The sequence below is a fragment of the Klebsiella sp. A52 genome, from assembly GCF_018388785.1.
GTDB classification, from domain to species: Bacteria; Pseudomonadota; Gammaproteobacteria; order Enterobacterales; family Enterobacteriaceae; genus Klebsiella; species Klebsiella aerogenes.
Map to the genome: position 1 here is coordinate 3,494,538 of NZ_CP074437.1, position 11,883 is coordinate 3,506,420.

Sequence of the window (11,883 nt, forward strand, 5' to 3'; positions counted from 1 at the left end):
CTCGCTCCAGTATATCACCGGATAATCACTGTGTTTTAGCGACAGATCGCAACGCGTTGCCGAAATTTCTGCGGTTAACGGCGCACGATCGTGGTTAGTAAAAGCAGGGCGTCCGTCGTTAGCGGCGCGAGTTCGCCCGGCGCTTGTTGGCGCCAGAAAATACCCGATTGCGCTTCACATTGCCGTTCACCAAGTTGCCAGCGCCCCTGTAATACCCACGCGACGCCTTCGTCGCCGGGGGTCTGTACATCGTCCACGACGCGTACCTCGGCGGCGGCGCGACTGCGCTGGGTCATGATATTAAAGTCGAGACCGCGCTCGCGGATCCCTTCGCTACGCAGCTGCCACTCGCCGGCAAAAGCCCAGGGTTGCCACAACGCTAAAGGGTGATCGATAGCTTCGCCTTTCAGACGGAGCGGTTGCCCGGTCAGCAGGGTAATGACCCGATCGACGCCGGGAAAGCAGGAAAACGGACCATCATTTTGCAGAGTGGCAATGCTGGCTCGCCATAAAAAAGGGGCATCAGGTGAAGGCACACAGACTATCTCACGGGTCTCGCCTGCGCCATTTTTCCAGGGTGTGACGGGCAGAGTGGATAGTTGGACGGGAACGATCATGAGCGGTACACCTCGGTTAAGCGCTGCCTGCGCAGGCGTTAATCAACGTTATTGTTATGGTTTTGTTACCTTTTGCAATACAAAGAATTTACATATTCATCACAAAAATAGGATGCGTGCGGTGCGGGCAGTTGTCAATGCTTGTATATACAGGATCGGTCAGATGGGGAGTGAGTGAAATAATAATAGCGAGGTACCTATGTCTTCTTTTTCGTCTACAGACGGGCAATCAAAAAGTAATGAGGCAGGATTAAAGGAAACGCGGTCGATTGATTACATCCCCGAGCGCGAAAGGCATGGGCATCCCTTTAGCCAGTTTACCCTATGGTTTGGCGGCAACCTGCAAATTACCGCTATTGTCACCGGCGCTTTAGCCGTAGTGCTGGGTGGTGACGTGGTGTGGTCGCTGATAGGTCTTCTTCTTGGACAGGTGCTGGGGGCGGCGGTGATGTCGCTGCATGCGCTGCAGGGACCACGGCTGGGTTTGCCGCAGATGATAATAAGCCGCGCCCAGTTTGGCGTCTTTGGCGCGGTAGTGCCGTTGGTACTGGTCTGCATTATGTATGTCGGTTTCTCCGCGAGCGGTACCGTACTGGCGGGGCAGGCAATGGCAAAACTGTTGAGTATCAGCAATGTAGCTGGAATGCTGCTATTCAGTGCAATTATTATTGTTATTGCGGTGCTGGGTTATAAGGTGATTCATAAGCTGGGTAAACTGGCGAGCATTATCGGCATTCTGGCCTTCGTCTATATGTTCGTTACCCTGCTGATGTCGGCGGATCTCACGGCCCTGGCGCAAAATAACCATTTCTCCCTGCCGATGTTCCTGCTGGCGGTGTCTCTATCTTCGTCGTGGCAAATCGCTTTCTGCCCGTACGTGTCCGACTATTCGCGCTACCTGCCACGTAATGTATCGGCAACGAAAACGTTCTGCTCGGTGTTTTTCGGAACCGTATTGGGAACCCAGACATCCATGACGCTGGGTGTGTTTACCGCCGCGATTGCCGGCAGCGCATTCCCCGGTCATGAAGTGAGTTATCTGGTGGGATTAGGTAAAAGCCAGGTGATGGCGATGGTTATCTATTTTGCTATCTGCTTTGGCAAAATCACCTTCACGACGCTCAACGCTTACGGCAGTTTTATGTCTCTGACTACCATTGTTTCCGGTTTTCGTCGTCAGACCGCGTTGTCGCAGCAATGCCGGGTTGCTTTCGTCGTCATGATGGTGGCGGCTTCATGTATTATCGCGCTGCTCAGCGAACCGGCTTTCTTAAAGCACTTTACCCATTTCCTGTTATTCCTGCTGGCCTTTTTCGTTCCCTGGAGCGCCATCAGCCTGACGGATTACTACATTATCTCTAAAGGCGCGGTCGATATTCCTGCGTTGAGCGATCCGCATCAGCGCTATGGTTTCTGGAATTGGTATGCCATTACCATTTATATCATTGGCGTGCTGATTCAACTGCCGTTTATTGAGAACCCGCTGTTTCATGGTTCGCTGACGTGGATATTCGCCGGCAATGATGTGTCATGGATTATCGGCTGGGTAGGTACCGGATGGTTGTATTTTGCGCTGCGCCGCTTCGACCGCCGTCCATTACCGGCGCAGAGCGTGTTCCCGCAGTCATAAACAGCAGGGGCGGCTATTGTGCCGCCCCTGAAGGAATCTTAACGCTATTTGCCATCTTTTCGCCAGGCGTCGGCAGTCAGCGCCTCGCCGAAATGGCCGGCGATCAGCCGTTTGGTCAGTTCATGGAGCGGCGAGGCCAACACATCGGCGGTGCTTCCGCGTTCGACTACTTCGCCCTCATGCATCACCAGCACCTGATCGCTGATATGCTTCATCATCCCCAGATGCTGGGTCACGTAGATGTAGGATATTCCCTGTTTCTCCTGCAGCTCCAGCATCAGGTTGATTAGCTGCGAACGCATCGACATATCCAACGAGGCCAGCGCCTCATCGCAGATAATGACTTTCGGGCGCAGGATCAAGGCGCGAGCAAGCCCCAGGCGCTGCTTTTGCCCCGGCGCCAGCATATGCGGATAGTAGCTGACGTGGTCCGGCAGCAGGCCCACCATGCGCATGGTTTCGATAATCTGCTTTTCCCGGGCTTCCGGTTCGAGATCGGTATTGAGACGCAGCGGGAAATCGAGGATCTGCGAAATACGCTGACGCGGGTTGAGCGAGGTCGAGGGATCCTGAAAAATCATACGAATACGCTGGCTACGGAATGAGTAGTCGCCAAACTCCAGCGGATGGTCGTCAATCAACAGTTCGCCGGTGGTCGGCTCGACCATGCCGGCCAGCATTTTGGCCAGCGTGGATTTCCCGGAGCCGTTTTCACCAATAATTGCCAGCGTCTGCCGCTCGCGCAGGGTAAAGCTGAGCGGCTTCACCGCCTCTACCGTCTGGCGATGGAACCAGCCGGTGCGGTAGCGAAAGGTCTTACTCAGATTGCGAACTTCCAGCAATGTTTCGACCATTTCACTCTTTCTCCATGTTCAGCGGGAAATGACAGGCGTACAGATGATTACGCGCGCCGGTCAAACGCGGCGTAACGATACACTCGCGTTGCGCATAGGGACAGCGCGGCCCCAGCCGACAACCGATGGGAAGCTGTTCCAGCAGCGGAATGGCGCCGGGCAGGGTATTCAGCCGGCTTTTATGCGGCATTGAGCTGCCGAAGTCCGGGATCGCGCGAATCAGCGCCTGCGTGTAGGGGTGATGAGGGATGGTCACCAGCTCTTCGCTCGGCGCGGTTTCCACCGTCTGCCCGCAGTACATGACGTTAATTTTATCCGCCCATTTGCTGAGCATCTGCATATCGTGACTGATCAGCAAAATGGTGGTGTTGTTATTCTGGTTGAGCCGGGTCAACAGGCGAATAATTTGCGCCTGGGTGGTTGGCTCCATGGCGTTAGTGGGTTCATCAGCAATCAGCAGGCGCGGCTGGTTGGCAAGCGCGATGGCGATCATGACCTTCTGACATTCGCCGTCGGTCAGCTCGTAGGGGAAGCTGCGCATAATATCTTTGTGGTCTTTAATCCCCACCCGGTGCAGCAGTTCGATAGCGCGGCGTTTGCGCCAGCCAAAGCGTTGCCACCAGTGGCCTTTAAAGGTCCAGCCGGGGATATTTTGCATCAACTGCAGACCGATACGCTCGGAAGGGTCGAGGCAAGACTGCGGCTCCTGAAAGATCATTGACACGTTGTGGCCAATCAGTTTGCGGCGCTCGCGGTTAGACAGGCGCAGCAGATCGATATCATCAAAACGCATACGGTCGGCGGTAACCCGCCAGTTGTCTTTGGTGACGCCGCAAATCGCCTTGGCGATCAAGCTTTTGCCGGAGCCAGACTCACCGACCAGACCACGGACTTCACCTTCAGCCAGCGTCAGGCTGACCCGGTCGACGGCCTTTACCCAACCCTCGTTGGTTTTAAACTCAATGGTAAGATTACGAATATCCAGTAACGGCATTATTGAACCCCGGCAATAATTGCGCGGCGAATACCGTCGCCCAGCAGATTGATGAGCAGTACGCTTATCATGATGGCCGCGCCCGGCAGCATAACCGTCCAGGGAGCGACGTAAATCAGTTCCAGCGCGTCGCCGAGCATGGCGCCCCATTCCGGAGACGGTAGCTGGGCGCCGAGGTCGAGAAAACCGAGTGCGGCAATGTCGAGGATCGCCATTGACAGCGCGCGGGTAATTTCGGTGACCAGCCCGGCGGTAATATTAGGCAGAACCGCAAACCAGAGAATATTGAGCGTGGAAGCGCCGTCGAGGCGGGCGGCAATCACGTACTCTTTTTCCAGTTCATCGTGCACCATGCTATAGACCGAACGCACCATGCGCGGCAGCAGCGCCAGCCAGACGGCGAACATTGCATGGCTCAGATGCGGCCCGGCGAAAGCGACGACGATAATCGCCAATAGCAGCGAGGGGATCGACAGCAGAGTGTCGAGGATGTGGTTCATTATCGCTGAACGCAAACCATGGGTGGAGCCGGCAATGACGCCAAGCACCAGGCCGAACAGTGCGGCGCCGAGCGTGACCACAAAGGCGCCGCCAACGGTCGGCGCCGCGCCGCTGAGCAAGCGGCTCAGAACGTCGCGGCCGAGATCGTCGGTACCGAGGAAGAACGACACTTCGCCGTAGCGCGACCACGAGGGCGGCAGCAGCTGGTAGCCGAGGAACTGCTGATCGATGCCATAAGGCGCGAACCAGCCGCCGAATACGCACAGCAGCACCAGCGCGCCGCAGCCGTATAAACCAATCATCGCGGTGGTATCGCCGTAGAATTTACGCCATACGGTGCGCAATGCGCCGGGCGGGCGCTTTTCAAGATAGACGCTATCGTAGGGCATACCATTCCTTATGTTTCAGTGGGTTAGCCATGGCTCCTAAAATATCCGAGATGACGTTGACGATAATGACCAGCGCGCCGATTACCATCACTCCGGCGGAAATCGCCGCGTAATCCTGTTGGCGGATGGCGTTGATCAGCCAGCGCCCCAGACCCGGCCAGCTGAAGACCATTTCGGTAATCATCGCCAGCGTTAGCATGGTGGAAAACTGCAGCCCCAGGCGTGGGATCACCGGCGGCAGGGCATTGTGCAACACGTGACGATGCAGGATTGTCCGTCGGGTGACGCCGCGTGTCGCCGCCGCTTTAACATAGTTAGTATCGTAGACTTCGCTGGTACTGATGCGCATCAGGCGGATCACTTCGGTGGTCGGCGCGACGGCCAGGGTCAACACCGGCAGCACCATATGCCGCGCAGCGCTGACGATCATCTCATGGCGCCACGGCGAATCAGAGAGCCAGGCATCGATGAGCGCGAAGCCGGTCACCGTCTTCACTTCGTATAATAAGTCAAAGCGACCGGATACCGGGAACCAACCCAGCGTCAGCGAGAAGAACAGGGTAAACAGTAATGCCAGCCAGAATACCGGAATAGAGAACCCCACCAGCGCCAGGGCGCTAATGAGCGTGTCCGGCCACTTATTACGCATGATCCCGGCAATCATTCCCACGGGAATGCCGACCAGCAGCGCAAAACCAAATGCCAGAATGCACAGCTCCATTGTGGCCGGGAAGACCACTTTCAGCTGTTCGGAAATCAGTTGGCCATTGATGCTGGAGACGCCAAAGTCCCAGTGCAGAACCCCTTTGAACCAAAACAGCCAGGCATTCCACAGCGATGCACCCTGCAGCGGCGCGTGCGGCGTGAAATAGCTGAGGCTAAAGCCGATAAAGGTGAGGAAAAACAGCGTCACAAGTAACAGCAGCAGGCGGCGCAGGGTAAAAATAATCATGGTTTTTTCACCTCTTCTTTTTCGCGCGACACGCCTGCGAAGGAGGCGTTGCCAAACGGACTCAGCACCAGTCCTTTCATATCATAACGATAGGCCTGCAGCCGCAGCGAAGAGGCCAGCGGCAGCACCGGTAGTTCGCGGGCGAGAATATGCTGCGCCTCTTTGTAGGCTTCGATGCGCGAGGCCAGCTGCTGAGAAATCAGCGCTTTCTGTAACACCTCGTCAAACTCGCGGTTGCACCAGTGGGCGAGGTTGGTCTGCGAACCAATCGCCGCGCAGCTCAACAGCGGGCGGAAGAAACTATCCGGGTCATTACTGTCGGTGGCCCAGCCGGAAAGCGTCAAATCGTGGCTCATGTCCATCAAACGCGCCTCCTGGAAGCGGCCTTCAACAGGAATAATAATCACTTTTACACCCACCTGCGCCATATCCGCCTGTATCAACTCGGCGGTTTTCAATGGGCTGGGGTTCCACGCCTGAGAACTGGTCGGCACCCACAGTTTTAAGGTCAAATTACTCAAGCCCAGCGCCTGCAGGCGACGACGCGCCTCCGCGGGGTTGTATTCGGTGATTTTAGCGTCGTTGTCGTAGGCCCACGAGGCGCGCGGCAGCATTGAAGCCGCGGTTTCCGCGGTGCCGTAGTAGATCGATTGCATCAGCCGCTGGTTGTTGATCGCCAGCGCCAGCGCGTGGCGAACTTCCGGGTTATCCAGCGGCGGTTTGGCGGTGTTGAAAGCCAGCCAGGCGATATTCATACCCGGGCGCAGCGTCAGACGCAGGCGCGGATCGTCGCGCAGGATGGTGAGCTGGCTGGCGGCCGGCCAGGCGAGCACATCGCATTCGCCGGTCAGCAGTTTTGACAGCCGGCCGGTGCCGCCGGAACCGAGATCCACCACCACCTGCGGCATCAATGGCTTGCCGCGCCAGTAGGCCGCGTGGCGCTGCAGGCGGATGTACTGCCCGGTACGATACTCTTCTAGCTTGAACGGACCGGTACCGACGGGCTGGCGGTCGAGTTGTTCTTCGCGATCGCTTTTGGTCAGCTGCGCGGCATACTCTGCGGACATGACCGAAGCATAGTGCGTCGCCAGGTGCCACAGGAAAGAGGCGTCGGGACGTTTCAGGCGAAACTCGACGGTATGGTTATCCAGTTTCCGAACGCTTTCTACGGTGTCGGCGAACTGCAGACTATCGAAATAGGGGAAGCTACTGCCGTTGACGCTGTGCCACGGGTCGTCACGGTTAAAGATGCGCCCGAAGGTGAATATGACATCATCAGCGTTAAAAGCGCGGGTCGGTTTAAACCAGTCGGTGGTCTGGAACTGGACCTTATCGCGCAGATGGAAGCGGTAGGTGGCGCCGTTATCAAGCACTTCCCAGCTTTCCGCCAGTTCAGGCACCAGACGGTAGGTATAAGGGTCGACGTCGAGCAGGCGATCGTAGATCTGGGCGGCGAGGGTGTCGACAATCAGGCCGCTGCTGACTTTTTGCGGGTTAAAGGTATTTACCTGCCCGCTGACGCAATAGACAAATCCGCTATCGCGGATATCGGCATTAGCTGGCAGCGCCGGAGTCGGGGCCGGCGCGGCAAAAGCCTGCCCGCACAGCATCGAGGCTGCCGCTAAAAGAGAGGACAATTTCAGGCGCATATTTTCTTTTTGATCATAGAGCAGAGCTCTATCTTATTAATATTAAATGACATTTACCACCACCTTTACGACATCGAGGGGGATAATGCGGTCACCGGCAGCGCATGTTGTCCAGCCAGTTGGTCAAAATAGTGTCGGAACTAAACCAGTATTATCAAACATGGTATCTTTTTATTGCCAATTTCTCCAGTTAGCCATCTGCAGGCGTTCTGGTATCGGCGCGGGTGGGCTGTGGGGATCAGAGCGGAAGGAGCTGATTATAGCGGGCAATATAATCTTTTGGCGTGATCTCCAGTTCTCCGCCATCGCGATGGATGGCGACGAAAGTACGCAGCACGAATCCGCTTTTACGCTCTGATATCTCCCAGCCTTGTTCATTGTAGGCATCACGGGTGGAACGCACGCAGAGATCCGAGAAAATCATCATTAATGAGAGGGCCGGGGCGTGATGATTTTTCATGGTGTGGATCAAACTGGCATGGGCGGCATAGCGGGTGAGCGTATGAGAATTAACCGGAATCACGTGAATTTTCAATCCATTGAATGATATTACCGTCGATGATAATTCACATTAAGACATCTTACCAGTTACATATTATTAACTCCTCGCGTTTTTATATGTGAATTGATAGTGACGTTGTCACGTTTTAATCCTCCAGCGGTGTGAATTCATATAACGCCAGCGCATTGCTCTGCAGTGAATCCACCCGTAGCCAGCCATCATCCAGTTGTTCCTCATGCACGCTCAGCGCCGGACGGGCGTGGTGCTGGAGCCAGCGATAATCTTCTTCGTCAGGGCCGCTGCGGCTACGAAATGCCTCAAATAGCGGGAATAGCGCGCCATGGTGCTGATCGAACAGATGCTGTTTGATGCGCCAGCGTCCCTTCAGCCCTGCAAGCCGCAGGGTATAGGGCTGGCGAAAACGCTGGGTAAAGGCCTCTTCGCTCGACAGCCAGGGGTTGAAAATCACCGTATTGCGCAGTAGCAACTGGTAGTGTCCGTTATGGCGCAATAACAACAGGTTTTTGTCATTGATTAAGACTTCGCCGCGTAGACGCCGCCACAGCCATAATACCCAGTACACCGGGCGCGGCAGACCATGCAGGTAGTGCAGCGCCAGGCTGGAGGTGTCGAGTTTACCGTTGTCCCGCGCTTCCCCCTGAAGACCTGAATTAAGCCAGAAGCCGGCCAGCCACACCCGATCGGCAATGCCCAACAGGTTATCCATCAACAGCGCGCCGCGGAAAAAACGCCCGTTGGTATCGCGTGTATCGCCGGTTAAGGTATTCCACGATAGCAGCCACAGCGGTAACGAGAGCTGCCGTTGCCGTAGGGCATTATGGATTTGGCGTAATTTTTGTCGTGGATAGTCTTCGCTGGCGGATAGTTTGCTGCTATCGGCCTGCGCCAGGTCAAGCAGTTCGTTGGCATCCGCCTGGCAGGCGAGAAAGTCGGCCTCGCTGAGCAGCGGGGAAGACAGTAGCGGATCGTCGCCAATACCGCTTTGCGGGAAACGATGCCAGATACCCATTTGCGGTTGTTGCAAGGTGGACGCGAGCACTTCTCGCTGTTGTCGCCAGGCCAGCTGTCGCGCCGCTTCACTGGCCTGCGGCGACCAGTGCCAGACAAAACGCCAGCTCGCGAGCGTCGCGGGTGGGAAGTGATTGGCGGCGAGTTGCAGAAAACGTTGTAATAAATCGCAGCGGGTGGTTAAGCCGGTATGTAGCAGCACCGTCCAGCCTTTCTGCGCCAGCCAGCTAAACAGCTGCTGAAGATTGTACCAACAGGCATAGCCTGCGAGCGTCGGGTCGTCCCAGCCCTCGCCAAACAAGCGGCTGCTGAGAAACGGATCGTGAATATCGATGCCGTAAACGGGTAGCGTTTGCTGCAGTTGCTCCAGCTCGCGTCGCACATCTTCGCGGAGTAAATCATCGAGTTCACGGACGGTAACGATGGTACGGGTATGGCGCAATACCGGCGCGCGCGCTGGCAGCTGGCGGATATCCACCAGCCGTGTCTGACGCGGGTTGAGCAGCAGCGGCGGCGTATCATCGCTGCTTTTTTCCGCCTCGTTAAGACGGGCGTAAAGCCTCTCGACCGCGACCGGGCGCCAGATTTCGCTGGCGTTCGCTCGTGGACGAGCGCTGGACTGCGGCTGCTGCTGGCGAAATTGTCGCGGTGTGACGCCGTGCTGGCGCTTAAACAGATCGCTCATGATGCGAGTACTGGCGAAGCCGTTATCCTGCGCCACCTGCTGAACCGAGCGGCGGGTAGTCAGCAGTTGCTCGGCGGCTTTGCCGAGACGCAGGGCGGTAATGTACTGAACGAAGCTAATGCCGACCTCTTTATGGAACAGGCGCGAAAGCCAGGCCTCAGAGACAAATTCGGCGGCAGCCAGTTCCTGCAGCGAGATCCGCCGCTGATAGTTGGCTTCGATGCGCGCTACCACGTTGGTAATTCGTCGGCTCCAGTTCTCGGCCCCGCGGCGCAGGCTGGGCACGATAGGTTGGGTAAAACGGGTTGCCAGCAGCAGGGCAATTTCACTCAGCCAACGGTTGGCCTCCAGCCGATAGCGCGACTGATGATTGACCAGCCCGGCTACCAGCAACTGGCGCATCAGCTGGCGTAGATTATCTGTGGCATCCCTGGTTTCGCTGCTAACCCGATAATCACTGGCAAAAAAATCGCTATCAAGGCGGGTGAGCCAACCGGCGGCAAGGTTGAGGATCATGACCGCATTGGCCTCTTCGCCGGCAATCTGCCAGCGCTGGCGGCGGTTAATAATCGCCAGTTCATCAACCCGCATCGGTTGCGACGATTCGCCGAGTTGCAACGTTGCGCTACCTTCCAGCAGCCATAGCAGCGTTAATCCGTCGTTTTCCGGCGGGCTGAAATGGCGAATATCGCGAACAGTGAGGCTGAAATCGCCGAGATGATGTTCCATGCGCCGCTCCTTAAAAGACAAAAAATAGCAGGCTGTTTTTTGTCATAACAGAATTGTATAGAAAATAGTCATTGATATTTCGTCAATATAAAACAAAAAAAGGCATTTTAAAGCCGGTTGGGACGCATAAACTCGAAAGTGTCGTGCAAACACAACACAGGAATAATAAAAATGACACATCCACTGATTGAATCCTTGCAAGTTAATGAAGCGCAGTTTGTGGCGTTACGTCGCCGCTTCCACCAACAGCCCGAGATTGGCTTTGAAGAACATAAAACCAGCGATGAAGTCGCCCGGCTGCTTACTGAGTGGGGGTATGAAGTGCATCGCGGCCTCGCCGGTACCGGCGTGGTCGGGACGCTGAAAGTCGGCAGCGGCGAAAAACGTCTGGGATTGCGCGCGGATATGGATGCGCTGCCGATGCAGGAAATGAGCGGTAAAGCATGGGCAAGCCAGGTCGACGGGCGTTTTCACGGCTGCGGCCATGACGGTCACACCACCACGCTACTGTATGCCGCGGAATATCTGGCGCGTACGCGTCAGTTTAACGGTACGCTGCATTTAATTTTTCAACCGGCGGAAGAGCTGCTGTACGGCGGACGGGTGATGGTCGAAGATGGCCTGTTCACGAAATTCCCCTGTGACGCCATCTTTGGCCTGCATAACATGCCGGGCCAGAAACTGGGCAAAATCGGCCTGCGCGACGGCGCGATGATGGCCTCTTCCGATACGCTGCATATCGAGGTGAAGGGCATTGGCGGCCATGGCGCGGTGCCGGAACATACCGTCGATGCGACGCTGGTGGCCTGCCACATTACTCTCGCGCTGCAATCAATCGTTTCACGCAACATCACGCCATTTGAACCCGCGGTAGTCACCGTCGGCAGCATTCAGGCGGGCCATGCGCCGAACATCATCAACGATAAGGTATTGATGAAGCTAACCGTACGTACCCTTAACCAGCAGGTGCGCGAGACGGTGCTGCAGCGTATTCACGACATCGCGGTCGCTCAGGCGGAAAGTTTTAACGCCAGCGCTACCTTAACCCACGTCAACGGCAGCCCGGTATTGCGTAACGATCCGGCGGCTAATGAGCTGGTCCGTGAAGTGGCGACCACGCTGTTTGGCAAAGAACAGGTTGGTACCGTGAATCCATTTATGGGTAGCGAAGATTTCGCCTTCATGCTGGAGAGCAATCCCAACGGCTGCTATTTCACTATCGGCGTGGGTGATGAAGCCGACCGTTGCATGGTGCATAACCCAGGGTACGATTTTAACGATCAAATCCTGCTTACCGGCGCGGCGCTGTGGTGCGGCCTGACGGAACGCTATCTGCGTTAACCTATCGCGAC

10 protein-coding genes are annotated in these 11,883 nt (G+C 56.2%); 2 read left to right on the forward strand and 8 right to left on the reverse strand.

Annotation, left to right across the window (positions count from 1 at the left end; translation table 11 throughout):
- Positions 1-74: 74 nt before the first annotated feature.
- Positions 75-617 (reverse strand): HutD/Ves family protein, encoded by a 543-nt coding sequence (locus KGA69_RS16495; RefSeq protein WP_045393134.1) that lies wholly within the window; start codon positions 615-617, stop codon positions 75-77.
- Positions 618-816: 199 nt separating this feature from the next.
- Between KGA69_RS16495 and KGA69_RS16500 the strand changes: the two genes are divergently transcribed.
- Positions 817-2,247, forward strand: a complete 1,431-nt coding sequence (locus tag KGA69_RS16500) for a purine-cytosine permease family protein (RefSeq protein ID WP_213292473.1) — start codon at positions 817-819, stop codon at positions 2,245-2,247.
- Between the two features lie 44 nt (positions 2,248-2,291).
- Here the strand turns inward: KGA69_RS16500 and sapF are convergent, their stop codons facing one another.
- From sapF to KGA69_RS16535, 7 genes are all read right to left on the reverse strand, one after another.
- On the reverse strand, positions 2,292-3,101 hold the full coding sequence (gene sapF, locus KGA69_RS16505) for a peptide ABC transporter ATP-binding protein SapF (RefSeq protein ID WP_015366242.1): 810 nt from the start codon (positions 3,099-3,101) through the stop codon (positions 2,292-2,294).
- 1 nt (position 3,102) lies between these two features.
- Positions 3,103-4,095: a putrescine export ABC transporter ATP-binding protein SapD gene (sapD, locus tag KGA69_RS16510; protein WP_015366243.1), complete on the reverse strand. Its 993-nt coding sequence runs from the start codon at positions 4,093-4,095 to the stop codon at positions 3,103-3,105.
- A complete protein-coding gene (sapC, locus tag KGA69_RS16515) occupies positions 4,095-4,985 on the reverse strand; it encodes a putrescine export ABC transporter permease SapC (protein WP_020078584.1) in 891 nt (296 codons plus the stop codon). Before sapC ends, sapD begins: the two co-directional genes overlap by 1 nt.
- Entirely contained in the window at positions 4,972-5,937 is a 966-nt protein-coding gene (gene sapB, locus KGA69_RS16520; RefSeq protein ID WP_020078599.1) for a putrescine export ABC transporter permease SapB, read from the reverse strand. The genes sapC and sapB overlap by 14 nt, the downstream gene beginning before the upstream one ends.
- The gene (gene sapA, locus KGA69_RS16525) at positions 5,934-7,586 is read right to left on the reverse strand and encodes an ABC transporter substrate-binding protein SapA (protein ID WP_045393130.1); all 1,653 of its coding nucleotides are present in this window, start codon (positions 7,584-7,586) and stop codon (positions 5,934-5,936) included. Before sapA ends, sapB begins: the two co-directional genes overlap by 4 nt.
- Positions 7,587-7,824: 238 nt before the next feature.
- Positions 7,825-8,109, reverse strand: a complete 285-nt coding sequence (locus KGA69_RS16530) for a hypothetical protein (protein ID WP_045393127.1) — start codon at positions 8,107-8,109, stop codon at positions 7,825-7,827.
- 124 nt (positions 8,110-8,233) lie between these two features.
- Positions 8,234-10,531, reverse strand: a complete 2,298-nt coding sequence (locus tag KGA69_RS16535) for a helix-turn-helix domain-containing protein (protein ID WP_213292474.1) — start codon at positions 10,529-10,531, stop codon at positions 8,234-8,236.
- A gap of 171 nt (positions 10,532-10,702) precedes the next feature.
- Here KGA69_RS16535 and KGA69_RS16540 point away from each other — a divergent pair, with 171 nt between their 5' ends.
- A complete protein-coding gene (locus KGA69_RS16540) occupies positions 10,703-11,872 on the forward strand; it encodes a M20 aminoacylase family protein (protein ID WP_213292475.1) in 1,170 nt (389 codons plus the stop codon).
- The last annotated feature ends 11 nt before the right edge of the window (positions 11,873-11,883 follow it).

What these genes read in the sequence shown, in the direction of transcription:
- sapB (WP_020078599.1), bottom strand. Translation starts at nt 5,937, where the DNA reads ATGATTATTTTTACCCTGCGCCGCCTGCTGCTGTTACTTGTGACGCTG.
- sapC (WP_020078584.1), bottom strand. Translation starts at nt 4,985, where the DNA reads ATGCCCTACGATAGCGTCTATCTTGAAAAGCGCCCGCCCGGCGCATTG.
- sapF (WP_015366242.1), bottom strand. Translation starts at nt 3,101, where the DNA reads ATGGTCGAAACATTGCTGGAAGTTCGCAATCTGAGTAAGACCTTTCGC.
- sapD (WP_015366243.1), bottom strand. Translation starts at nt 4,095, where the DNA reads ATGCCGTTACTGGATATTCGTAATCTTACCATTGAGTTTAAAACCAAC.
- sapA (WP_045393130.1), bottom strand. Translation starts at nt 7,586, where the DNA reads ATGCGCCTGAAATTGTCCTCTCTTTTAGCGGCAGCCTCGATGCTGTGC.
- KGA69_RS16535 (WP_213292474.1), bottom strand. Translation starts at nt 10,531, where the DNA reads ATGGAACATCATCTCGGCGATTTCAGCCTCACTGTTCGCGATATTCGC.
- KGA69_RS16495 (WP_045393134.1), bottom strand. Translation starts at nt 617, where the DNA reads ATGATCGTTCCCGTCCAACTATCCACTCTGCCCGTCACACCCTGGAAA.
- KGA69_RS16500 (WP_213292473.1), top strand. Translation starts at nt 817, where the DNA reads ATGTCTTCTTTTTCGTCTACAGACGGGCAATCAAAAAGTAATGAGGCA.
- KGA69_RS16540 (WP_213292475.1), top strand. Translation starts at nt 10,703, where the DNA reads ATGACACATCCACTGATTGAATCCTTGCAAGTTAATGAAGCGCAGTTT.